The following is a 24,806-nucleotide window of genomic DNA, read 5'->3' on the forward strand; positions in this document are numbered from 1 at the left end:
CTCAAACGGATTTATATTATTTTTGTGTGTAAATTATCTTATTATGCTGAAAAAGGCCATTATTGTTTTGATTAGTTTCTTTTACTGCGAAGTCTTTTATAGTCAAACTCAAGCTACTCTTGATAGTTTGCTTGTTGAGTACAAGGAATGTCTTACTCTTCGAAAAGATAGAGTCAATTGCACCAAGGAACTTTTTTGGGTGTATCAAGATTTGCAATTTGATTTTCACAACCAAGCCATTAAAGGATTGGATAGTATTACTCAGAAAAAGAAAAACTTAGAATGTCGAGAATGGATTGGAACTAAAGATTTTTTTGTTGGAAATGAACTTATGAAATTCCAAAGGAAATATCCGAATGAAAGAGTTTCAGCCCCAAGTAAAGAAGCAGAAAATGATGCTTATTTGGCTTTTAAAAATATTTGTGATTTTATAATGCTTCGTTTAAAACGCTTGTTGGTTGAAATAGAATCTTCAAAATAACCAATTAAAACAACCCGTTTATCTCTGCGTCAATTCTATTGATAATCATTCCTAAATCTTCCGGATTGTTTACGAAGTCCACATTGTCAACATCAATAATCAAGAGTTTTCCTTTGTCGTAAGTGGTAATCCAAGCTTCGTAGCGCTCGTTCAAACGGCTTAGGTAGTCAATCGAAATGGTGTTTTCGTAATCTCGACCGCGTTTGTGAATTTGGGAAACCAAATTGGGAATCGAACTTCTCAAATAAATCAACAAATCCGGAGAACCAACCAAGCCTTCCATCAAGTCAAAAAGCGAAGTATAGTTTTGAAAATCCCTGTTGGTCATCAAACCCATCGCATGTAAGTTGGGCGCAAAAATATGCGCATCTTCATAAATCGTTCTATCCTGAATAATGTTTTTACCGCTTTCGCGAATTTGCAGCACTTGACGAAAACGCGAATTCAAGAAATAAATTTGCAAGTTAAAGGACCAACGTTCCATTTGGTGGTAGAAATCGTCCAAATACGGATTGTCAACCACGTCTTCAAAATGAGGTTCCCATTTAAAATGTTTGGCTAAAAATCGGGTTAAAGTGGTCTTTCCTGCGCCTATATTTCCTGCTACTGCTATGTGCATTATGGTAGTTTTATTTTAAAATTCTTAATTTGTTGGTTGGTAAAAATAGCTAAAATTTGGTCTTTGTAATAAAAATTTTCGAATGATTTCTCAACAATCTCGATTTCGAAAACTGTTTTCGTTTGATTGTTCAAGCAGTAGAGTGTGTTGTCTCTTGAAAACAACAATTTATCACGATCAATGATTTGGATTTTTTCAAAAGGCGGAATGTTGGCCAATAAAGTGACTTTACCAAAGATGTCGATAGCATACCAATTGTTGAGGTCGTCAACCCAATAAAAATTATTGAAATCGGTTTGGCTGTATTTGATGTTTTCTGCTACAGGATTGCCTACTTTTTTGGAAGTATTTTTCAAGTAATCAAACAAAAGTATTTGTTGGGTTAACGCATTGTAAATCCACAATTGATTTTGGGAGGCCATGCCAACCTTAGAAGTGAAAATAGTATTATCAATTTCAAAAAAATTCAGTTTTTGGATTTCGTTAAGCTGGTTGTCAACCGTAATTATGGTATTGAAATCCTCATAAAAAAGGACAATTTTCAGAGGATTGATATAATCTACCGACGTGATTTTTCCCAATGCTACGTTTTTATACTCCCATGTTTGAACGTTGTCTTGCTTGATAAAAACATTGTTTTTAAGGTAATAATTATGGCCTAAACCATCAAATCCTAAGTAGATTTTATTTTCTACAGTTTCAGCATTGATAGCGGTAGTTTTTAATTTCGGATTTTGGCTAAAACCCAAAAAAGAAATCATGAATAATAGAAGATAAATGGTCTTTTTCATCATAGAGCTAATTTACGGCAAACCAAATTAATTTCATCGGATGTCACCTAATATTTTAACAAAAGATTGGTAACAGATTTCGTTTACTATCGTCATATTTGTCGTATCAAAAACCTAAAACAATGAAAAAAATAGTATTCGCTTCGTTTTTAGTATTCTCATATTTAGCTACTCATGCCCAAAAAGACTTTCAAGGTATGGCGGTTTACGAATCCAAAACCAGTACGGCTGACTTCAAATCCCGTTTTGAAGGCAACAGAGAAATTACTCCCGAAATGCAGAAAATGATTGAAGAACGCATGAAAAAAATGTTCGAAAAAACTTTTTTTCTCAACTTCGACAAATCGGCTTCCATTTATAAAGAAGAAGAAAAGCTTGATACTCCCGGACAAGGTGGCGGTGGCATGAGAATGATGTCTTCCTTCATGGGCGGCGGCGGAACCTATTATAAAAATGTCAAAGAGAAAACTTATAAAGTAGACAAAGAGTTCATGGGTAAAGAGTTTTTGGTAAAAGATTCTTTGACAACTTACAATTGGCAAATGACAGGAGAAACCAGAGTCATTGGCGGCTATAATTGTTTCAAAGCTACAGTGGTTATTCCGGCAAGCAAAACTGATTTTAGAAATTTCAGACCTAAAAAAGAGGAAGATAAAAAAGAGGATAAAGCCAAAGAAGAAGCTAAAACCAACTTCATGGACCAAATAGAATTACCTAAAGAAATCACCATTACCGCTTGGTATACTCCGGAAATTCCGGTTAGTCAAGGTCCGGAAGGCTATTGGGGTTTACCGGGATTGATTTTGGAAGTGAATGACGGAAAGACTACTATTCTTTGTTCCAAAATTGTTTTAAATCCAAAAGAAAAAGTCGAAATCAAAGCACCAAAAACTGGAAAAGAAGTCTCTCAAAAAGAATATGATGAAATTGTAGTCAAGAAGATGGAAGAGATGAGCGAAATGAACAATGGACGTGGCGGATTCCAAATGAGAATGAGTAGATAATCATTGTTAATCAAATTTAATATGACTAAAGTTCTACTGATTGTCTCTTTTTTGCTGATGGGGTTTTTAGCAAACGCACAAGATTTTTTAGGAAAAGCAGAATATTTTTCAAAAAGAATTGCCAAGAAGAAAACCGAAAAAACAGAATCTAAACCCAAAGAACCCATAGATCCTGAATTTCAAAAGGCAGTTCAAGAAGCCTTGAAAAAAGCTTCGGAAAAGCAATACCTGCTTACTTTCAATAAAACAGAATGTCTTTATGAAGAAGAAAAGGCATTGGAGAAACCTCAAAACAACTCCGACGGGATTTCTATTTCAATCTCCTATGTCAGTTCCGGCAAAAAATACCTTAATGTCAAAGAACAACAAAGCTTTGTGGAAGATAATATCTTCGGGAAAGAATTCTTGATTACAGAACCATTGGTAAAACCGGATTGGAAATTAGTGGATGAAACTAAAACAATTGGTGACTATACTTGTTTTAAAGCCGAGTTGGTTATTCCGGTCAGTGAAAAGCAACAACAGAATTATGAGGAATTTTTGAAGAAAGAAGAAAAAAAACCTGCACTTTTCAAAATGGACAAACCAGAAGATAAAGTCGTTACCGTTTGGTACACACCAGAAATTCCGGTCAGTTTTGGTCCCGATAATTATTGGGGTTTACCGGGATTGATACTAGAAGTTAATGACGGAACCAATATACTTCTTTGTTCCAAAGTGACTCTAAGCAATAAAGAAAAAGCCAAAATCAAAGTGCCTAATAAAGGAGAAAAAGTAACCCAAAAGAAATTTGATGAAATCCGAAAGAAAAAAGAGGATAGCATGAAAAACGAAGACGGAGTCATTATTTTCGAACATTAATCAACGACCTAAGCCAAAACAATGAAAAAAACGGTACTATTTATATTCTTTTTTATTACAACCCTTTCTTTTGCCCAAACCATCAGATTCGAAGGAACTATTCAAGACAATGCCAAAGCGCCACTAGAAATGGCCAACGTTATGGCAATGAACCAAGCGACTAAAGCAATGGACGCCTATGCCATAACAAACGACAAAGGTAAATTTTTGCTGAATTTGAAAACCAACGCAACTTACACTATCAAGTTGAGTTATTTGGGCATGCAAAACAAAGAAATTACCATTACTACTAAAGCCGAAAACATCACCCAAAACATCACCATGGAAAGTGGTGGAATTGAATTAGACGGAGTTGAAATCGTTAGAGAAATGCCGGTTTCTATCAAAGGCGATACGATTGTTTACAATGCCGATTCGTTTAAAACCGGAACCGAAAGAAAATTAGAAGACGTACTGAAAAAATTACCCGGTGTCGAAGTTGATGCCGATGGTCAAGTAAAAGTCGAAGGAAAATCGGTAACCAAATTGATGGTTGAAGGCAAAGACTTTTTTGATGGTGATACCAAATTAGGCGTGAAAAATATTCCGGCCGATGCCATCGACAAAGTACAAGTATTGCGTAACTACAACGAAAATTCCATCATGAAAGGTGTGGAAAATAACCAAGATAACTTGGCGATGAACATCAAACTAAAATCCGGAAAGAAAAACTTCTGGTTTGGAGACATGACCGCCGGAATTGGCGTTGGTCACGATGATACTCGTTATGCCGTTGCACCAAAGGCTTTTTATTACAGCCCAAAATACAGTATTAATGTTATGGGAAATAGTAATAATGTTGGGCAACAAGCTTTCACCATTCAAGATTATTTCCGCTTTAGTGGCGGTTTCCGAAACATCATGGGCAAAGGCGGCGGAAGCATCAATGTAGGAAGCAATTCTTTAGGGATTAGCTTTTTTCAAGACAATCGTGTTAAGGAAATCGAATCGCATTTTGGTGCGACTAATTTCTCTTATAATCCATCCAAAAGTTGGAGTTTAAGCGGATTTGTTATCGGTACTTCTACTTTAGTGGATACGGAAACCAATTCTACGGTTAATATCTTGCAACCCAATACCACCAATGTTGCTTCCTCTGAAATTAGAGACGACGCCGGAAGTCAGAAAAATAATTTGGGCTTATTCAAGTTCAGCGCAACCTATAAACCAAGTGCCAAATTTCAATTGGATTACGACATTCTCAGTCGAATTTCAGCCCAAAGAGAAAACAATGAACTCAACCGTCAGGTGTTTAACTATGTTTCCGGAGTAGATTCTAATGAAAGTGTTTTCACTTCTAAAAAGCAAGATCCGATCAACATCAATCAAAACTTGAGTTTTTATTATACGCCAACAGACAAGCACATTTTTGCCTTCGAAAGTCAGTATTTGCACCAAAACGAAGATCCGTTGTACAATGCCAATTTAGAGTTTCAACCTTTTGATTTTTTAGGTTATAACGAAAATCAAAACCGAAACGATTTAACGCAAAGCCGATTTATCAAAACCAATAAATTCGACAGCCGATTGGATTATTACTATGTATTAACGCCAAAAACAAACTTGAATTTCACGTTAGCCAATTCGTATGTGTACCAAAGTTTAAATTCTTCTATTTTCCAACGTTTGGATGACGGAACCACAAACAATTTGACCGCTGCCGAGAACAACAATGACGTGAGCTATCGTTTCAATGATACTTTTTTAGGGTTTCATTTCAAATGGTTAACAGGCAAATTTACCTTCACGCCCGGAGTTACTTTACACCGATTTAACTTAACCAATACGCAATTAGGAACCGATGTCAATCAGGAAATATTTCGCCTATTGCCCGATTTTCAAATGATTTACCAAATCAAAAAATCGGAATCTTTGACCTATAACTTCGGAATCACCAATAACTTTACCAATATTAATAATTACTCGTTAGGAACTATTTTTAATAGTTACAGCAATTTATTTTCCGGCAATCGTAATTTGAATAATTCCGAGACCCAAAATCATACGCTATCCTACCAAAAGTTCAACATGTTCAACTTTGAAAACTTCGGTGGTCTTTTAAACTATTCTAAAACCAATGATGCCATCAAGACTAGAGCATTATTTGAAGGCGTAAATCAAATAGGTTCACCATTTAATTCTCCTTTTGGAGAAGAAACTTTTTCTGCTAATGCACGTTACGGACGTTCATTCCTTAAATATTATAAAGCCAATGTCAGTGCCACTTTAAATTGGAGCAAGTTCTATAACATTCAAGTAAACCCAATAAATTCACAAGAAAATGTAGTGGATACCGAAAGTTTTACCCAAAATTATCGCATCGATGCTTCCACCAATTTTAAGAACTTGCCTAATATCGAATTGGCGTATTCCTATTCGGTAAACCAATACCCAAATGATAATTTCTACACCGATAGTCCGTCGGTGAAATTAGATTATTTCTTCTTGAAAAGCTTTTCTTTTGTCAGCGAATACGAGTTTTTTCATTATTACAACAAAGCCAAAACGGTCGACCAAGAATACGACTTTTTATCGGCTAGCTTGACTTATCAGAAAACAAAAGACAGCCATTGGGAATACAAAATTGCGGCCACAAACTTACTAAATACCACATCGCTAAACGATGACAATTTCTCCCAATTCTCTACCCGAAATTCTCAGTACAGAGTGCAACCAAGGTATATCATTTTCAGTTTGAAATATAATTTGTAGCCAATCCCGCTTTACGTTGCAATCTTTTTGGATTTTCCTTTCGCTATGCTACAGGAAAATCCAAAAAGGATTTCCACTGCAATCGGGGCTAAAAATAAAAAACCCAATCTCGTTTTCAAAACAAGATTGGGTTTTTATTTGCGCCCCAAAATTTCGGGATTTGCATATCAGTTTGCTCCCGATAGCTATCGGGATTGCAATTAAATAAATTGAAACTTCAAACAGCTGAATATTAACCCATTTAATTCTTAGCGCACTTTGCGTAAACCTTTGCGTACTTAGCGGTTAAAACTAAATCCCGAAAGCTGCTTTTACTTTATCTACGAAATCTAATTTCTCCCAAGTAAATAACTCTACTGTTACTGTTTTCGGAGCGCCATTAGGTAATTGGAAAGTTTTAGTTACCGTTTCAGGTGTTCTTCCCATGTGTCCGTAAGCTGCGGTTTCACTGTAAATTGGATTTCTCAATTTCAAACGTTGCTCAATGAAGTAAGGTCTCATATCAAAAATGCCTTCCACTACTTTGCTGATTTCTCCGTCGGTCAAGTTTACTTTGGCAGTACCATAAGTGTTCACGTTGATAGAGGTTGGTTTAGCCACACCAATCGCATAAGAAACTTGTACCAAAATCTCATCACATAAACCTGCTGCCACTAAGTTTTTAGCAATATGACGCGTAGCATAAGCTGCAGAACGGTCTACTTTTGAAGGGTCTTTTCCTGAGAATGCACCACCACCGTGAGCACCTTTTCCGCCATAAGTATCTACAATGATTTTTCTTCCGGTCAAACCTGTGTCTCCGTGTGGTCCGCCAATAACGAACTTCCCGGTTGGGTTGATGTGGTAAGTAATATCATCATTAAACAAATGGGCATATTGTGGATATTTGGCTTTAACTCTTGGAATCAAAATCGAAATCAAATCGTTTTTAATTTTAGCCAACATTTCTGCTTCTGGAGCAAAATCATCGTGTTGTGTAGAAATTACAATCGCGTCAATTCTAACCGGTTTGTTATCATCAGAATACTCTAAAGTTACCTGAGATTTCGCATCCGGGCGAAGGTATTTGATTTCGTTATTTTCTCTTCTTAAGTTAGCCAATTCAATCAACAAAGCATGAGACAAATCCAAAGCCAATGGCATATAGTTTTCCGTTTCATTCGTCGCATAACCAAACATCATTCCTTGGTCACCGGCGCCTTGCTCTTCTTTGCTGGCTCTGTCAACACCTTGGTTGATATCGGCAGATTGTTCGTGAATGGCCGAAAGAATACCACAAGAATCGGCATCAAACATGTACTCGCTTTTAGTGTATCCAATTTTTTTGATTACTTCTCTGGCGATTTGTTGAACGTCAAGATAAGTGCTCGATTTTACTTCACCTGCCAAAATCACCTGACCGGTAGTAACTAACGTTTCACAAGCCACTTTTGACTCAGCATCAAAGGCTAAAAAGTTATCAATTAACGCATCACTAATTTGGTCTGCCACCTTATCCGGATGTCCTTCACTAACCGACTCCGAAGTAAATAAATAAGCCATAACTATATTTTAGTTTAATATTAATTTTACTGAAAAAAGAGGAGATTGCTAGGAAAGCTAAAGGAGAGTTTCTGCTTTAGCATTTTTTAACGAGGTTGCAATCAGTTCAAATTTTTCCTCTCATTTTTCGGTTGCAAATGTATAAAGACTAATTCGAAAACAAAAAACAATTTATCTTTTTTTATTTTATTTATGATTTTTTCAAAAATCTAAATACGTAGTATTTAAATATATATAACCAAACTTCAAATGTTAAATTTTTAAATTTCATTTGGTCAATTCAAAAAACATTCAGAAGTTTGCTCCATACAAAAACAACGAAAAATGAACTTTACAATTTGTCAAATGTGTCGCATGATGTGGAAATCTCCGCAGAGGACGCTTATGGCATAATTTTAAATTTAAAATATATCCATCAAACCTCTGCACAACTGCAGAGGTTTTTTTATTTAAACCAAAATCCAAAAGAAATTAAAACAATGAACATTTGATATTAAGAGGAGAATGTCCGGTGGACATTCGGGAAATATCTAAAGTCTTTAAAAACAAAGTAATGAAAATAACAGTAAAAAATATGATGATGAACAACCGCATGATGCACATGATGATGTGTTGTTGTATTGGCCTATCCACTTACCAAAAGCGAAAGACGTAATCGAAGTTTATATTTATACTCTAGAAGTCCTTTTGGTAAGCCATCCAAAAGGACTTTTTTTATTCTAATAATCCAAAAATCTAAATATCTAATAATCTAAATATCTAAAAAATGAGCACACAAAAATTCGCAACAAAAGCATTGCACACAGGACACGACGTTACTAAAAACGCAGGAACCAGAGCCGTTCCAATCTACCAAACTACTTCGTATGTATTTAACAATTCAGACCACGCTGCCAATTTATTTGGCTTAGCCGAAGCCGGTTTCATCTACACCCGTTTGAACAATCCAACCAACGACATTTTAGAACAACGCTTAGCCGCACTCGAAGGTGGTATTGGTGCTGTAGTTACGGCATCAGGAACGGCAGCTATCTCGACGACCTTGTTGGTTTTACTAAAAGCAGGAGACCACATCGTAGCGTCCAACAGTCTTTACGGTGGTACTTACAATTTGCTGAGTGTAACCTTACCAAGATTGGGCATCACAACCACATTCGTTGATCCATCCAATCCGGAGAATTTTACCAAAGCGGCCCAAGAAAACACCAGAGCGTTTTTCGCCGAAAGCTTAGGAAACCCAAAACTAGATGTCCTCGATTTAAAAGCGATTTCGGCCACAGCCAAAGCGTTCAAAGTACCTTTCATAGTAGACAACACAGTCGCTACGCCTTATTTGCTAAACCCAATTAAACACGGCGCCGACATAGTAATTCACTCTTTAACCAAATACATCACCGGAAACGGAACATCACTTGGCGGCGTAATCATCGATGCCGGAAATTTCGATTGGAGCAACGGAAAATTTCCTGAATTTACCGAACCATCTGCCGGTTACCACGGTTTGAAATACTACGAAGCATTAGGCGCAGCGTCATTCATCGCCAAAGTAAGAATCGAAGGGTTACGCGATTTTGGTGCAGCTTTGTCCCCGTTCAACGCATTCCAAACTATTCAAGGCCTAGAAACTTTGGAAATCAGAATCAAAAAACACAGCGAAAATGCTTTGGCTTTAGCTCAATGGTTGCAAACCCAAGAAGAAGTAGCGTGGGTAAATTATCCAGGATTAGAAACTTCAAAATACAAAGCTTTAGCCGATGAATATCTACCGGAAGGCAAAAGCGGCATCGTAACCTTCGGTCTAAAAGGCGGTTTCGAAGCGGCCAAGAAAGTAGCCGATGAAACTAAACTGTTCTCGTTACTAGCCAATATTGGCGATACCAAATCATTAATTATTCATCCGGCCAGCACAACACACCAACAATTATCTGACGCTGAGCAAGAAGCCACCGGAGTAACCAAAGACCTAATTCGTTTGTCTGTCGGTTTAGAAAATATCGACGACTTGAAAGCCGATTTAAAAGAAGCCTTCGTAAAAATTAAAACCCCACAAACCGCATAACATGAGCACAAAAACCTTAAACATAACAGGCTATGCCCAAAACAACAACCAATTCGTAGTCAAAGCCCAAAACTTTGACATCAGAATCAGCAAAAATGAAGCGTTTCCCGAATTGGAAGGGCCAAGTCCGATAGAATACATTTTGGCCGGTTATGCCGGATGTATCAATGCTGTCGGAAGATTGGTTGCCAAGGAACAAGGTATCGAGTTAAAGTCACTTCAAGTAGAAATCTCCGGAACCCTTAGTTTAGACAAATATCAGGGAAAAATTAGCGATGAAAGAGCCGGATTTAAATCGATTGAAGTCACAGTAAAACCTACTGCTAACGCCACTTTAGATCAGTTAAAAGATTGGTTAATTACCGTGGAAAACCGCTGTCCGGTTCAGGATAATTTGATTAACCCAACACCGGTTTCCGTAGTGTTGGTTAAAGAATATGAACCCACAGCCATAGTGCTGTAAAAAGAAAAGCCATTGGTTTTGTTTGTTTGTTAAGACTGTCTTCAATCTTCAAATAGAAGGCAGTCTTTTAAAAAGCGATGAAAAAAAATATGAAAAATTTAGAAAAAATAGACTTGTTTAATTTTGATTTAGAAAACGGAAAGCAACGACCTTATATTCCGCTTTTTTATCAAACTTTTGGTCAGCCCATCGGCACAGCACCGGTTGTGGTAGTCAATCATGCTTTGACCGGAAACTCCAATGTTACAGGTGAAAAGGGTTGGTGGAATGATTTAATCGGAACCGAAAAAATCATCGATACCAATTACTTCACGGTAATTGCGTTCAACATTCCCGGAAATGGTTACGATGACAACTTTGGCAATTTGATTTCAACGTACAAAGATTTCACCATTCGCGATGTGGCCCGCATTTTTTGGGAAGGTTTAGATTTTCTGAAAATCGAACAAGTATTTGCAGTTATCGGCGGCAGTTTAGGCGGTGCGGTAGCCTGGGAAATGGCAGTGTTGCAACCGAATGCCGTTCAAAATCTAATCCCAATTGCCACCGATTGGAAAGCCACCGATTGGGTGATTGCCAATGTGTTAATCCAAGACCAAATCTTGAACAATTCTGATGATCCGATTGCCGATGCGCGCTTACACGCTATGTTGTTGTACCGAACACCGCAGTCTATAAACCAACGTTTTCAAAGAACTAAATTCAATGATTCTTCGGTTTTTCAAATTGAAAATTGGCTGGTCAACCACGGCATCAAACTCAAAAATCGCTTTCGTTTATCAGCTTATAAATTGATGAATCATTTGCTCAAAACCAATGATATTACTCGTGACAGAGGTGATTTTTTGGCAGTAGCCAAAACCATTCAGGGCAATATTCACATAATCGCGGTCGATACGGATTACTTTTTTATCCCGGATGAAAATCGGGAAACTCATCAAAGTTTGAAGCCAATCAAAGAAAACGTCTTCTACCACGAAATCAATTCCATTCACGGTCATGACGCCTTTTTAATCGAATTCGAACAATTAGCCCAAATTTTAGCACCCATTTTTAATCCTCAAAAACAACAAAAGTATGTCAGCGCTTAGAATCAATATCGTCCTTTTTGGTATCGGCAACGTCGGTAGTACATTAGTCAACCAAGTCATCGAAAGTCAAAAAATCTTCCTCGAAAAAAGAAACATAGACTTAAGATTTCCCATCATCACCAATTCCACTTTAGCGTTCTTCGAAAAAGACGGACTCAAAAACCAATGGGAAGCCAACTTCGCCCAATCCGCGATTCCGTTCCGAATCGAAGACATTATCGAATACGTAAAAGAACAACAGTTAGACAATCTAATTGCTGTAGATGCCACGGCCAGTGCGGAAATCATCAAAAACTACATTCCGCTCATTCAAAACGGCTTTGATATCGTAGCCGCCAATAAAAAAGCCAATACGTTGCACACCGATTTCTACAAAGAACTGAGAAGAAACTTAAAAAAATACGACAAAGCTTTTTTATACGAAACCAATGTCGGCGCCGGTTTACCGGTAGTACAAACCATCAACGATTTGCATTTTTCAGGCGAAGAAATCACCAAAATCCGTGGCGTTTTCTCAGGCTCGTTAAGTTACATCTTCAACCGATTCTCGTCGGAAGATTTGCCATTTTCCAAAATCTTACTAGAAGCTGAGAAAAACGGCTTAACCGAACCCGATTCCCGAGACGACTTATCCGGACACGACGTCGCCAGAAAATTATTGATACTGGCCCGAGAAATCGAACAAGAGTTTGAGTTCACCGACATCAAAATAGAATCCCTTTTGCTGCCCAATCTGAATGAAAAGAGTCCGAAATCGGAATATGCCGTAAACAAACAACTGTTCGACAAACCGTTCCAAATTGCCAAAATCACCCAAGCCGACAACCATGCTTTACGCTATGTAGGCGAATTGGATGTCAAGACGAAGCAATTAGAAGTTAAATTGGTTTCGGTACCCAAAAGTTCAGCGCTTGGCCAACTCAAAGGCGCCGACAATCTAATCGAAATTTATACTAAATCGTATGGCGAAATCCCAATCGTCATTCAAGGCGCCGGAGCCGGAAAACAGGTTACGGCTCGCGGTGTCTTAACCGATATTCTAAAAGTGGCCGAGAAAATAAAAATCAAAGAAGCGATTTGGTTGTAACCGACTTAAAAATAACTAATCAACCCTTCAAACCCCAAAAACCTGCAGCGCGAAAACGTTGTAGGTTTTTATTTTTTCAAAACCCTTGCAAATGTGAATTCTGTGTCCTTACTTTGCACCGTTCATAAACTTATTGTTTGTTATCACGAAAGCCGGAGGGAATAGACCCGATGAAAGCTTAGCAACCCTTTGCCAAAAGAAGGTGCTACATTCTATCTCGTTCAAAACGAGAGCAGATAACCCAGAGAATTCTTCTCAACTTTCACGATAACATATTATAATTTTTTAGGAGCGAATGGTTTGCGCATTGTTGCAGTCCATATTCCCGCTTTTTGCACTGCATGGCAGTCGCGTCAATCGGGGCTAATTAGTAATCTTTGTGTATCTCTTGGATTCTCTGTGAATCTCTGTGAAATTTAAAAATATGTCAATACAACAAGCCATAAAAGAAAGAATCCTCGTCCTCGACGGCGCTATGGGAACCATGCTGCAACGCAATAACTTCTCCGAAGTAGACTTCCGAGGCGAGCGTTTCAAAGATTTCCCACATCCGCTAAAAGGCAACAACGATTTGCTTTCCATTACCCAACCCGAAGCCGTAAAACAAGTTCACCGCTTGTATTTTCAAGCCGGTGCGGATATCGTGGAAACCAATACATTTTCCGGAACCACCATCGGTATGGCCGATTACCACATGGAAGATTTGGTGTATGAGTTAAATTACCAATCCGCCAAAATCGCCCGAGAAGTAGCCGATGAGTTTACCGACAGACCACGTTTCGTAGCCGGTTCCATCGGACCAACCAACAGAACCGCTTCCATGTCACCAGATGTTAATGATCCGGGATATCGTGCCGTAACGTTCGATGATTTACGCATCGCCTACAAACAACAAGTAGAGGCTTTGATTGATGGTGGTTGTGATGTGCTTTTGGTAGAAACCATTTTCGATACGTTAAACGCCAAAGCCGCATTATTCGCCATCGAAGAAGTAAAAGAAGAGCGAAATCTAGATATTCCCGTGATGGTCTCAGGAACAATTACCGATGCTTCAGGAAGAACTTTATCCGGTCAAACCGTTGAAGCGTTTTTGATTTCGATTGCACACATTCCGTTATTGAGTATCGGATTCAATTGTGCATTGGGAGCGGATCAATTGAAACCTTATTTGAAACGTTTGGCCCACAATACATCGCTAAATATTTCAGCACATCCAAACGCCGGTTTGCCGAATGCTTTCGGACAATACGACCAAACACCGGCTGAAATGCAAGCCTTGATTCGTGAGTATTTACAAGACAATTTAGTCAACATCATAGGCGGTTGTTGCGGGACTACTCCGGAACATATTAAAGCTATCGCAGAGGTAGCGACAGAGTATAAACCGAGAACTATTTTAGAAAACGCATAATAAAAAGCAACCACGAATTTCACAAATTTCCACTAATTAAATTTGTGATAATTTGTGTAATTCGTGGTAAAAACAAAAATGGCAGAAACAAAATATTTAAAACTATCCGGCCTAGAACCGTTAATCGTTACACCGGAATCTAATTTTATCAACGTAGGAGAACGCACCAATGTCACCGGTTCGCGTAAATTTCTTCGATTAATCAAAGAAGAAAAATACGAAGAAGCACTCGATATAGCCCGTGCCCAAGTGGAAGGCGGTGCCCAAATCATCGATGTTAACATGGATGAAGGCATGCTCGATGGCGTTTACGCGATGACCAAATTCCTAAACCTAATTGCGGCCGAACCCGATATTGCACGAGTTCCGGTGATGATTGACAGCTCCAAGTGGGAAATTATCGAAGCGGGTTTGAAAGTCGTACAAGGAAAAGGCGTCGTAAATTCCATTTCGCTTAAAGAAGGCAAAGAAGCGTTCATTCACCATGCCAAATTGATTAAAAGATATGGTGCCGCGGTAATCGTAATGGCTTTCGACGAAGACGGTCAAGCCGACAACTACGAAAGAAGAATCGAAATTTGTAAACGTTCCTATGATATTTTAGTCAACGAAGTGCATTTTCCACCCGAAGACATCATTTTCGACCCGAATATTTTCCCTGTGGCAACAGGAATGGAAGAGCACAAATTAAATGCTTTAGACTTTTTCAGAGCGACCAAATGGATACGTGAAAACTTGCCTTATGCCGGCGTTTCCGGTGGTGTGAGTAACGTTTCGTTTTCGTTTAGAGGAAATGACAAAGTACGTGAAGCGATGCATTCGGCATTTTTATACCACGCGATTAAACACGGGATGACTATGGGCATTGTAAATCCGGAAATGCTCGAGATTTACGACGAAATCGATCCGATTTTGTTGGAACACGTAGAAGATGTTTTATTAAATAGGAGAGAAGATGCCACCGAAAGATTACTTGATTTGGCCGAAAGTTTCAAAGGTGATTTCAAAACCAATGAAAAAGCAGTTCAGGAATGGAGAAATGGTTCGGTGCAAGAAAGATTAACCCATTCGTTAGTAAAAGGAATAGACGAATTTATTGAAATAGATGTCGAAGAAGCGCGTCTTTCCGTAGACAAACCTATTGAAGTTATCGAAGTCAATTTGATGGCCGGAATGAACGTCGTAGGCGATTTGTTCGGTAGCGGCAAAATGTTCTTACCGCAAGTGGTAAAATCAGCTCGTGTGATGAAGAAAGCGGTGGCTTATTTGTTACCGTTTATTGAAGCTTCCAAAGACGGAAAATCCTCTTCAGCCGGCAAGGTTTTGATGGCTACCGTAAAAGGTGATGTACACGATATCGGTAAAAATATTGTATCGGTGGTTTTGGCTTGTAATAACTTTGAAATTATCGACTTAGGCGTAATGGTACCACCGGAAAAAATCATTGAAGCTGCTGTTCGCGAGAATGTCGACATCATTGGTTTGAGCGGATTAATCACACCGTCGTTAGATGAAATGGTTTATTTGGCCAAAGAAATGGACAAACTCAACATCAAAATTCCGGTGATGATTGGCGGTGCCACAACTTCAAGAGCGCATACTGCCGTAAAAATTGCTCCGGAATATAAAGAAACCGTTGTTCACGTGAACGATGCTTCGCGTGCGGTAACTGTGGCGAGTAATTTGCTTCAGGCGGAAACGAAAGAAACGTATGCCAAAACTGTTCGTGAAGAATACGACAAACTTCGCGAAGGGTATTTGAATAGAAGTCGGGATAAAAATTACCATTCGATTGAAGACGCTCGTAAGAACAAATTGCAACTCGACTGGAACAATTTCACTCCGGTAAAACCGAATTTTATCGGCACCAAAACTATTGAAGTGGAACTGTCAGAACTGGTTGGTTTTATTGATTGGACACCGTTTTTCCAATCGTGGGAATTGTTTGGGAAATACCCGGCGATTTTGACCGATGAGGTTGTAGGCGAACAAGCCACCGCTTTGTTTGAAGATGCTCAAAAAATGCTGAACCAAATTGTTTCCGAAAAGTGGCTAACCGCCAAAGGAATTCTGGGTATTTTTCCGGCCAATACCATCAACGATGATGATATACAAGTAACACCAACAACCAACAACCAACAACCAACAACCTTTTTAACGTTACGCCAACAATCCCAAAAAACCGCCGGCGCACCTAATATTGCATTAGCTGATTTTATTGCACCAAAAGACAGCGGCAAACAAGATTATATCGGTTGTTTTTGCGTGACTACCGGATTTGGTGTCGATGAAAAAGCCGCGGAATTCGAAAAACAATTGGACGATTATAACTCGATTTTGGTAAAAGCACTAGGTGACCGATTAGCCGAAGCTTTTGCGGAATATTTACACTTAAAAGTGCGTAAAGAAATTTGGGGCTACGCTTCAGAGGAATCTTTATCAAACCAAGATTTGATTGATGAAGAATACAAAGGCATTCGTCCCGCACCGGGTTATCCTGCGTGTCCGGATCATTTGGAAAAACCAACGATTTGGAAGCTTTTAAATGTGGAACAAGAAATAGGTGTGAAGCTAACAGAAAGCATGGCGATGTGGCCGGCAGCTTCGGTTTCCGGATACTATTTTGCAAATCCCGAAAGCAAGTATTTCGGCCTCGGAAAAATCAAAGAAGACCAAGTTATAGATTACGCCAAAAGAAGAGGAATTGCAACAGAAGTAGCTACGAAATGGCTATCGCCGAATATAGCAGATTAAGAACCGTTATCAGTTGTCGGTTGTCCGTTAAAGAAAATGGATAACAGACACAACAGATAACAGATAACAGACAACAGAAATGAAAGTAACCCAACATATTGAAAACGCCAACGGCAAACCGTTATTCTCTTTTGAGATTTTACCGCCTTTGAAAGGGCAAAATATCCAGTCGATTTTTGACAGTATTGATCCGTTGATGGAATTCAATCCGCCGTTTATTGATGTGACTTATCACCGTGAAGAATATGAATACAAAGAATTGCCCAGCGGTTTGTTGCAAAAGAAGATTGTCAAGAAACGTCCGGGAACGGTGGGTATTTGTGCCGGTATTCAAAACAAATACAATGTCGATGCAATTCCGCACATCTTGTGTGGCGGTTTTACCAAAGAAGATACCGAGAACTTGTTGATTGACTTAGATTTTTTAGGTATTGATAATGTTGTTGCCCTTCGCGGCGATGCTTTGAAAACAGAAACCTATTTCCATCCGGAGAAAGAAGGCAATGAATATGCCACCGAATTGGTAACGCAAATCAGCAATTTGAACAATGGTATTTATTTGGATGAAGATTTAAAAAATTCAGCCAAGACCAACTTTTGTATTGGAGTAGCGGGTTATCCTGAAAAGCATATGGAAGCGCCGAGTTTGGACAGCGACATCCATTTTTTAAAACAAAAAATCAAAAACGGAGCGGATTACATTATCACGCAAATGTTTTTCGACAATAAAAAATTCTTCGATTTTGTAGATAAATGTCGCGCTGCCGGGATTACTGTTCCAATTATTCCGGGATTGAAACCGATTGCGACTAAGAAGCAATTGAACTTGATTCCACACCGATTTAGTTCAGAATTGCCTGACGATTTGATTATGGCTGTGGTAAAAGCGAAAGACAACGATGAGGTAAAGCAAATTGGAATTGACTGGTGTGTGGCACAAAGTAAGGAACTGGTTGCCGCCGGAATTCCGGTATTGCATTACTATTCTATGGGCAAAGCAGAGAATATTAAAGCGATTGCTAAAGAAGTTTTTTAAACTGATTTCACAAAAGACCATTCCTAATTAGCCCCGATTGCAACGGTATCTTTTACAACTGTTAGGTTTTTAAAACCTAACAGGTGTAAAAATATAGTGGAAAGCGGGAAAACGGACAACAAAAATGCCCAAGCGATTCGCTCCTGATTTCTCCTAAAGGCGACACGTACGTAGTGAACTGGCACAGCAAATGACAATTAGGTATTCTATTAATTTTATTCCGTTATATTTGTGCGTTTTAAATTTTGGCATGAAGAAAACTTACCTGCTTTTTTTACTGTTAACCATAGCTGTTTTTGGTCAGAACAACAATCCTTTTGCGGTTGAAGCGTCTGTTATTAGGGGAAACATTTTGCCTCATACGGAAGACATGTATCATTTGGTTAATGGTCATCCGAAAGGTTTTATGTTGAGCATTATCAAAAAAACCGACGGTTCTAAAGAATGGCATCAAGCATATAATTACCCGGATTATGGGGGTTATTTTTTATACCAAGATTTTAAAAGTCAGCCGTTAGGGCAGAATTATGCTGCCGGCGCTTTTTATAATTTTTACTTCTGGAAAAGGCGTTTGCAGTTTAGATTGTCCCAAGGAATTGGCTATACGACCAATCCTTATGACAAAGAGGACAACAGTAAGAATAAAGCATTTGGCAATCGATGGATGGCCAATACGAATTTCGGACTGACTTACAACACGCCGGTTTTTTTGAAAGCGATTAGTTTACAGGCCGGACTTTTATTTACGCATTATTCTAACGGTAGAGTTGTGTCGCCAAATAGCGGTATCAATACTTATATGTTAAATCTTGGGGTAAATTATCATTTTTCGGAGGATTTTAAGCGTCAAGTTGATACGACTACTGTTCAAAAAAACTATAAAGAACCGATTCGGTATAATTTTGTATTTCGAACCGGAATCAATGAAAGTCCGATTATCAACAGCGGTCAGTATCCTTTTTATCATATTGCTTTTTATGCCGATAAACGCATTAATAGAAAGTCGGCTTTGCAATTGGGTGCCGAATTGTTCTTGACCAAATCGATTGAAGAGTATATTAATTATTTTTCTGTCGCTTATCCGGAAGACGGAATTGACGCGGATACCGATTACAGAAGAGTTGGGATTTTTATTGGGCATGAATTAATCATCAATAAAATTTCTATTGAAGCCCAATTGGGTTATTACGCTTACCAACCTTTTAAAAAGGATATTGCTATTTATGATAGGGTTGGGATGAAATACCGTTTTTCGGATAAGTTTTTTGGTGTTCTTTCGCTTAAAACGCATTTGTTTTTGGCAGAAGCTTTAGAAATTGGCCTTGGATACAGACTATAAAAAGCAGAAAGATGAAAAAGTTTTCCTTATTGATTGTGATGTTTTGGCTGTTCAATGCTTGTGAAAAACCGAGTGATTGTATTGAAAGTACCGGTGCAATAATTACGAAAGAAGTGACGGTTGCGCCTTTCAAAAAGATAAAAGTGTATCGCGGTATTGAAGTGGTTATTACGCAAGGAACAGAATACAAAGTTGAAATTGTGGCCGGCGAAAACTTTATTGATAATGTTGAGGTCAAACAAAACGGCGACCAACTTATTTTTAGGGATGAAACCAGTTGCAATTGGGTTCGCTCTTATGGCACGACGAAAATTTTGGTGACTACGCCAACGCTGGAAGAAGTGTATTCAAAAAGCGAGAGGAATATCAGTTCAAATGGTGTTTTGACTTTTCCATACATTGCTTTTATTTCCATAGATAAAGATGGCGATGGTGAAAGTGGTGCTGGAACAGGAGATTTCATCCTCAATGTGAATAATGATTATTTGAATATTGCTAATAATAATGTATCTCGATTTTATCTTTCGGGACAAACCAATACCGCAGAGTTTAATTTTTATTTCGGAGACGGAAGAATAGAAGCCGAAAATTTAACCGCACAAAACATAAAAGTGTTTCATCGAGGTTCCAATGATATGATTGTAAAACCTATTCAAAGTATCATCGGAATCATGAATAGCACCGGAAACATCATCTTAAAAAATGTACCGCCGGTTGTTGATGTTCAAGAGTTGTATCAAGGTAATGTGATTTATCCTTGAGGAAAGTGAATAGTAATTAGTGAATAGTAATTAGTAACGTATTGATGTTTATAGGGCTTGTGAGCTTCGGAATTGATTATTTCTGTTAATGATGAAATTATGGTGAAGCATGAATTTTAGAATTAAATTCGCAATTGCAAGTAACGGCTGTTATGTGTAGTTTTTATGTCAATTCAAGAATTAACTGTTCCCAAAATGTGAAAAAACTAACACGCTTAGTTCTTGTGCAAAGATTAGTTGACATAAAATCTTTATCTGCTTTTTGGTCTTCAATTCCCCAACCAATTTTGTTTTGTTGATTATAAGCATAAACTAAATATTGTTTATTTAAATCGAATTTATTTCCACAATCTGTTCCGCCACCAGTTGTAATTATTGTAATTTTTTCTGAATAGTCAAATCCTTTCTTTCTTTTATGAATGTGTTTGATTTCAAAAATAAATTCGTATCGTTTGTAATCGACAATCTTTTCAGAATCAGTAAGTTTTTCTTTAGTTATTATTTCCTTTATTTCGACTACTTTTCCAGTAAAAACAAAGTCGGATTTATTTTGTCCTCTTAATGTTCCTACTTTTGAACAAGAACATGCATAAGTTGAACTAATAGAAAAAGTTATAATTAAAAATGTATATATAAATTTCATTTTGGATTGTACTTTAAATCTATTTCCTAGTTTCTAAGATTATTCACAACTCATTTATATTAACTACAAATTAGCCTTAAAACTAATCACTAATTACTAGTTACTATTCACTCTTTTTCTTCGTCTTTTCACGGAAGATTTGCTCCAAATTCTTGCTTTTCAAACTAATTTGCAACGTTTTCAATCCGTTGGCCTGTGCAAAGTCGAATACTTTCGGACGCATGTCTTCTTCGGTGTTGAAAGTCAGTAACCAAAGGTTATCGTTGGTGTTTTTATAAGTTTTGATATTGGCTAAATTCGCTAATAAAGTTGCGTCAATCGCTTTGTCAAATTCGACTTCAATGATTTGTTCTTTTTCTTCAGAAACCAATTTGTCCAGTTTTTTATCGGTGACGATTTTGCCATGATCAATGATGATTACGCGGTCGCAAATGGCTTCAACTTCTTGCATAATGTGGGTTGAAAGAAAAACCGTTTTGTCTTTGCCAACGTTTTTGATTACGTTTCTGATTTCTACTAATTGATTTGGGTCTAATCCTGTCGTTGGTTCGTCTAAAATCAATACATCCGGATTGTGTAAAAGTGCCGTCGCTAAACCAACACGCTGGCGAAATCCTTTAGACAGTTGCCCGATTTTTTTATGACTTTCCGGCTTTAAACCGGTTAATTCGATTACTTCTTCGATGCGCGATTTGGCCACTTTATACACATCAGCATTAAAAGCCAAATATTCGCGAACATACAAATCTAAGTACAGTGGATTGTGCTCGGGTAAATAACCAACAGATTTTTGCACCAAGATTTGAGCCTCGTTGACATCATTGCCATTTACGGCAGCCGAACCTTCATCGGCATTGATATAAGTCGTCAAAATTTTCATCAAAGTCGATTTTCCGGCGCCATTCGGACCAAGAAAACCGACAATTTCTCCTTTTTTAATGGAAAATGAAACGTTATCAAGTGCTTTTTGCGCACCGTAACTTTTGGAAATATTTTGGACTTCTATTGACATAAACAGACTATTTGACGCAAATGTAATAATTAATTAAAGGAAATAGAAACTCCCATTTATATAACATGAAAATGGTTTTTTTAGCTTTTGAGCAATTTTGTATATTTGTTTCGATAAAAAAATCAGTTAAAGGATAATTTATTTATTCTAATGTGGAACCAAGTCAGAATCTTGGACTGTCGTGCAACTGTATTTTCCTTTAATCAGGAATGAGTCAGATACACATTATTGGTTTTTGTTTGGGCATCACGAGAAGTGCTTGAGCTTGATAATTCTTCGTTTAGCCAATGAAGGACTGTCTATTATTTGTTTCTCTAACTTAAAAATGAATAATTATGACAGAACAATATGAAATAGCCTTGGCTAAATACTACAACAAATTAAGAATAGTTCCTTTGCCTCTTGTTTCTTGGGATATATTTGCAAGCCATGATTTGGAAATCAATAGTTATAATGCATTTCAAAATCATTGGAAAGATAAAGAAGACTTTAGTAAAATTGTTTACCAAGCCAAACGCGAAATTATTATCACCAATGCCCATCAGGAAATTGTTTTTGCTACACAAGGGATTTATGAGATGAATGGCTATCATCCGTTTGAAGTTATAGGGAAGTCGCCCAAGATTTTTCAAGGAAAATTAACAACACAAGAAAGTAGGAATACCATAAGATCGGCAATTAAAAGTCAATTACCTTTTAAAGAAATTGTGATCAATTATAAAAAAGACGGATCAACTTATTTATGTGAAATTGAAGCCTATCCAAAGTTTAACCAAAAAGGAGAATTGATCAATTATATCGCTTTTGAAAGAATAGCGTCTTAAAATGAGGATCAAAATTCAAGTATTTTGATTAGCTAAAACGTTATCGTAAATTTTTCACTACATTTTTGCCGAAGCTAAACTTTAATTTTTTACATTAGCCAAATAGAACAACGCTATGAGACAATTTAACACATTTTATAACTATTTCTTTTATTTCTTCTTCGGACAGAAAAAGGGATTGGTATTGTGTTACGTGAAAAAGTAAATTTTAAAACAACAATAATATAAATCCCAACGAGAGTTGGGATTTTTTTTTGATTATATGGAAACAAAAATCGCTATACAAGGAATCAAAGGTTCGTTTCACCACCAAGTTGCGCAGGAATACTTTCAGCAGGAAAACGATTTAGATGAATGCATGTCATTTGATGCTTTGGTGAAAAGTTTGGTCAGCAACCAAGCACACAAAGGCGTGATGGCGTTGGAGAATTCAATCGCGGGTTCGATTATTCCGAATTATGCCTTAATCGACAGCAATAATTTGCACATCATTGGCGAACATTATTTAGACATTCACATGAATTTAATGGTTTTGAAAGGCCAAAAAATAGAAGACATCACAGAAGTCCATTCCCATCCGATTGCGTTATTGCAATGTGCTGTTTTTTTTAGCCAATATCCGCACATTAAATTGGTTGAAAGTGGCGATACAGCAGAAACCGCTCGCCGAATACAGGAGCAAAAACTTACCGGAATTGGTGCCGTTGCTGCTCCGATTGCTGCTAAATTATACGATCTAGAGATTTTGGCTGCCGGAATTCACACCATTCAAAGTAACAAAACCCGTTTTGTAATTGTCAAAACCACCAATAAAGAATGGCCAAAAGAAGAGATAAATAAAGCCTCGATAAAGTTTGAATTAGATGATACACCGGGAAGTTTAGCGACTATTTTAAACGTAATGAACAATTGCAAATTGAACCTCACCAAAATCCAATCGATGCCGATCATTGAAACACCTTTTCAATATTCGTTTTTTGTGGATGTGATTTTTGAGAAGTACAAACATTATGAAAAAGCCAAAAATATTTTAGCCTTAATGACCACGCATTTCAAGGTTTTGGGTGAATACAAAAAAGGAATACAATGATAACAACCGCCAACAGATTAAACAGCGTTCAAGAATACTACTTTTCCAGAAAATTGCGAGAAGTAAGACAACTTATAACCGAAGGCAAACCGGTCATCAATATGGGTATCGGAAGTCCTGATATGGCACCTGATAAAACCGTGATTGACGCCATGAGCCAATCGATGTTTGATGAAAAAGCACACGAATACCAAAGCTATCAAGGTTTGCCCAAATTGCGAAAAGGCATGGCCGATTTTTATGCCAATCAGTTTGGGGTGACTTTAGATTTTAATACCGAGATTTTACCGTTAATGGGTTCCAAAGAAGGAATTATGCACATTTCACTGGCTTTTTTAAACGAAGGTGATGAAGTTTTGATTCCCAATCCGGGTTATCCTACATATGCTTCGGTTACTGAATTGGTGCAAGCCAAAGCAGTCAGTTATGATTTAACAGCAGCCAACAATTGGCAGCCTAATTTTGAGCAATTGGAACAACAAGATTTGACTAAAGTGAAGCTGATGTGGGTTTCCTATCCGCATATGCCAACCGGAGCGAATGGTACAAGAGAGTTGTTCGAAAAGCTAATCACCTTTGGCAAAAAACACGATATTCTAATTGTCAATGACAATCCGTATAGTTTTGTTTTAAACGAAAATCCAATCTCGATTTTACAAGTTGATGGTGCTAAAGAGGTGGCTTTGGAATTGAACTCTTTATCCAAAACCTACAACATGGCCGGTTGGCGTGTCGGGATGGTTTTAGGAAATGCCACTTTAATCGATGCGGTTTTGAAAGTCAAAAGCAATATGGATAGTGGTATGTTTTACGGCATTCAAAAAGGGGCGATTGAAGCTTTGAAATTAGGTAAGGATTGGTTCGAAAAACAAAATGAAATTTACACAAAGAGAAGAGATTTGATTTTTCAATTGGCCGAAAAACTGCATTGTACTTTCGACAAAAACAGTGTTGGTTTATTTGTTTGGGCCAAATTGCCTCAAGGCATTTCAGCCGAAGCTTTTATCGATAAAGTTTTAATTGAAAAACATATTTTCATCACGCCGGGAATTATTTTTGGCAGCAATGGTGAAGGTTACATACGATTTTCGCTCTGCGTTACCGAAGAAAAGATACAAGAAGCGATTAAAAGAATTACGAATTAAAAATTACGAATTACGAATTACGAATTGGATTTTGCTAAATTT

Annotated in this window: 21 protein-coding genes and 1 riboswitch; of the genes, 16 read left to right on the forward strand and 5 right to left on the reverse strand. The window is 37.6% G+C overall.

The features are described 5' to 3' along the window. Positions 1 to 43: 43 nt before the first annotated feature. A complete protein-coding gene (locus tag ACK4R1_RS04030; protein ID WP_409683923.1) occupies positions 44 to 481 on the forward strand; it encodes a hypothetical protein in 438 nt (145 codons plus the stop codon). Between the two features lie 4 nt (positions 482 to 485). On the opposite strand, the gene ACK4R1_RS04035 is transcribed toward ACK4R1_RS04030, so the two are convergent. Both ACK4R1_RS04035 and ACK4R1_RS04040 read right to left on the reverse strand, forming a co-directional pair. Then, positions 486 to 1,100 (reverse strand): deoxynucleoside kinase, encoded by a 615-nt coding sequence (locus ACK4R1_RS04035; RefSeq protein ID WP_409683925.1) that lies wholly within the window; start codon positions 1,098 to 1,100, stop codon positions 486 to 488. After that, on the reverse strand, positions 1,100 to 1,894 hold the full coding sequence (locus ACK4R1_RS04040; RefSeq protein WP_409683927.1) for a hypothetical protein: 795 nt from the start codon (positions 1,892 to 1,894) through the stop codon (positions 1,100 to 1,102). The genes ACK4R1_RS04035 and ACK4R1_RS04040 overlap by 1 nt, the downstream gene beginning before the upstream one ends. A 119-nt stretch (positions 1,895 to 2,013) precedes the next feature. Between ACK4R1_RS04040 and ACK4R1_RS04045 the strand changes: the two genes are divergently transcribed. Genes ACK4R1_RS04045 through ACK4R1_RS04055 form a run of 3 tightly spaced genes read left to right on the forward strand, consistent with a single transcriptional unit; the run spans position 2,014 to position 6,507 of the window. Continuing rightward, positions 2,014 to 2,895, forward strand: coding sequence for a GLPGLI family protein (locus ACK4R1_RS04045; RefSeq protein WP_409683929.1), 882 nt, complete (start codon positions 2,014 to 2,016; stop codon positions 2,893 to 2,895). Between the two features lie 21 nt (positions 2,896 to 2,916). Continuing rightward, positions 2,917 to 3,756, forward strand: coding sequence for a GLPGLI family protein (locus ACK4R1_RS04050; protein ID WP_409683931.1), 840 nt, complete (start codon positions 2,917 to 2,919; stop codon positions 3,754 to 3,756). 21 nt (positions 3,757 to 3,777) lie between these two features. Beyond that, positions 3,778 to 6,507 (forward strand): carboxypeptidase-like regulatory domain-containing protein, encoded by a 2,730-nt coding sequence (locus ACK4R1_RS04055; RefSeq protein WP_409683933.1) that lies wholly within the window; start codon positions 3,778 to 3,780, stop codon positions 6,505 to 6,507. A 291-nt stretch (positions 6,508 to 6,798) separates the two neighbouring features. On the opposite strand, the gene metK is transcribed toward ACK4R1_RS04055, so the two are convergent. Continuing rightward, the gene (gene metK / locus ACK4R1_RS04060; RefSeq protein ID WP_409683935.1) at positions 6,799 to 8,049 is read right to left on the reverse strand and encodes a methionine adenosyltransferase; all 1,251 of its coding nucleotides are present in this window, start codon (positions 8,047 to 8,049) and stop codon (positions 6,799 to 6,801) included. 766 nt (positions 8,050 to 8,815) lie between these two features. Between metK and ACK4R1_RS04065 the strand changes: the two genes are divergently transcribed. The 9 genes from ACK4R1_RS04065 (at position 8,816) to ACK4R1_RS04105 (ending at position 20,050) form a co-directional block, all read left to right on the forward strand. After that, positions 8,816 to 10,108, forward strand: coding sequence for an O-acetylhomoserine aminocarboxypropyltransferase/cysteine synthase family protein (locus tag ACK4R1_RS04065; protein ID WP_409683936.1), 1,293 nt, complete (start codon positions 8,816 to 8,818; stop codon positions 10,106 to 10,108). A 1-nt stretch (position 10,109) separates the two neighbouring features. Continuing rightward, on the forward strand, positions 10,110 to 10,571 hold the full coding sequence (locus ACK4R1_RS04070; protein WP_409683938.1) for an OsmC family protein: 462 nt from the start codon (positions 10,110 to 10,112) through the stop codon (positions 10,569 to 10,571). Between the two features lie 89 nt (positions 10,572 to 10,660). Further along, entirely contained in the window at positions 10,661 to 11,662 is a 1,002-nt protein-coding gene (locus ACK4R1_RS04075; protein ID WP_409683940.1) for an alpha/beta fold hydrolase, read from the forward strand. Further along, positions 11,649 to 12,749, forward strand: coding sequence for an aspartate kinase (locus tag ACK4R1_RS04080; protein WP_409683942.1), 1,101 nt, complete (start codon positions 11,649 to 11,651; stop codon positions 12,747 to 12,749). Before ACK4R1_RS04075 ends, ACK4R1_RS04080 begins: the two co-directional genes overlap by 14 nt. Before the next feature lie 137 nt (positions 12,750 to 12,886). Then, a riboswitch (SAM riboswitch) is annotated at positions 12,887 to 12,992 on the forward strand. Between the two features lie 181 nt (positions 12,993 to 13,173). Next, a complete protein-coding gene (locus tag ACK4R1_RS04085; RefSeq protein WP_409683944.1) occupies positions 13,174 to 14,160 on the forward strand; it encodes a homocysteine S-methyltransferase family protein in 987 nt (328 codons plus the stop codon). 78 nt (positions 14,161 to 14,238) lie between these two features. Then, positions 14,239 to 16,914, forward strand: coding sequence for a methionine synthase (gene metH / locus ACK4R1_RS04090; RefSeq protein ID WP_409683946.1), 2,676 nt, complete (start codon positions 14,239 to 14,241; stop codon positions 16,912 to 16,914). A 79-nt stretch (positions 16,915 to 16,993) separates the two neighbouring features. Beyond that, the gene (metF, locus tag ACK4R1_RS04095; protein WP_409683948.1) at positions 16,994 to 17,950 is read left to right on the forward strand and encodes a methylenetetrahydrofolate reductase [NAD(P)H]; all 957 of its coding nucleotides are present in this window, start codon (positions 16,994 to 16,996) and stop codon (positions 17,948 to 17,950) included. Positions 17,951 to 18,200: 250 nt separating this feature from the next. After that, positions 18,201 to 19,289: an acyloxyacyl hydrolase gene (locus tag ACK4R1_RS04100; RefSeq protein WP_409683950.1), complete on the forward strand. Its 1,089-nt coding sequence runs from the start codon at positions 18,201 to 18,203 to the stop codon at positions 19,287 to 19,289. 11 nt (positions 19,290 to 19,300) lie between these two features. Then, a complete protein-coding gene (locus ACK4R1_RS04105) occupies positions 19,301 to 20,050 on the forward strand; it encodes a head GIN domain-containing protein (RefSeq protein WP_409683952.1) in 750 nt (249 codons plus the stop codon). 163 nt (positions 20,051 to 20,213) lie between these two features. On the opposite strand, the gene ACK4R1_RS04110 is transcribed toward ACK4R1_RS04105, so the two are convergent. Together ACK4R1_RS04110 and gldA are read right to left on the reverse strand one after the other, a co-directional pair. Next, positions 20,214 to 20,693 carry a hypothetical protein gene (locus ACK4R1_RS04110; protein WP_409683954.1) on the reverse strand — a complete coding sequence of 160 codons (480 nt, stop codon included), beginning with the start codon at positions 20,691 to 20,693 and terminating at the stop codon, positions 20,214 to 20,216. Positions 20,694 to 20,796: 103 nt separating this feature from the next. After that, on the reverse strand, positions 20,797 to 21,705 hold the full coding sequence (gldA, locus tag ACK4R1_RS04115; RefSeq protein WP_409683955.1) for a gliding motility-associated ABC transporter ATP-binding subunit GldA: 909 nt from the start codon (positions 21,703 to 21,705) through the stop codon (positions 20,797 to 20,799). Positions 21,706 to 22,040: 335 nt separating this feature from the next. On the opposite strand from gldA, the gene ACK4R1_RS04120 reads away from it, so the two are divergent. From ACK4R1_RS04120 to ACK4R1_RS04130, 3 genes are all read left to right on the forward strand, one after another. Continuing rightward, a complete protein-coding gene (locus tag ACK4R1_RS04120) occupies positions 22,041 to 22,529 on the forward strand; it encodes a PAS domain-containing protein (protein WP_409683957.1) in 489 nt (162 codons plus the stop codon). A gap of 262 nt (positions 22,530 to 22,791) precedes the next feature. Beyond that, positions 22,792 to 23,619, forward strand: coding sequence for a prephenate dehydratase (locus ACK4R1_RS04125; protein WP_409683958.1), 828 nt, complete (start codon positions 22,792 to 22,794; stop codon positions 23,617 to 23,619). Beyond that, the gene (locus tag ACK4R1_RS04130; RefSeq protein WP_409683960.1) at positions 23,616 to 24,764 is read left to right on the forward strand and encodes a pyridoxal phosphate-dependent aminotransferase; all 1,149 of its coding nucleotides are present in this window, start codon (positions 23,616 to 23,618) and stop codon (positions 24,762 to 24,764) included. Before ACK4R1_RS04125 ends, ACK4R1_RS04130 begins: the two co-directional genes overlap by 4 nt. The last annotated feature ends 42 nt before the right edge of the window (positions 24,765 to 24,806 follow it).

Source organism: Flavobacterium sp., from assembly GCF_046293665.1.
Classification (GTDB): Bacteria; Bacteroidota; Bacteroidia; order Flavobacteriales; family Flavobacteriaceae; genus Flavobacterium.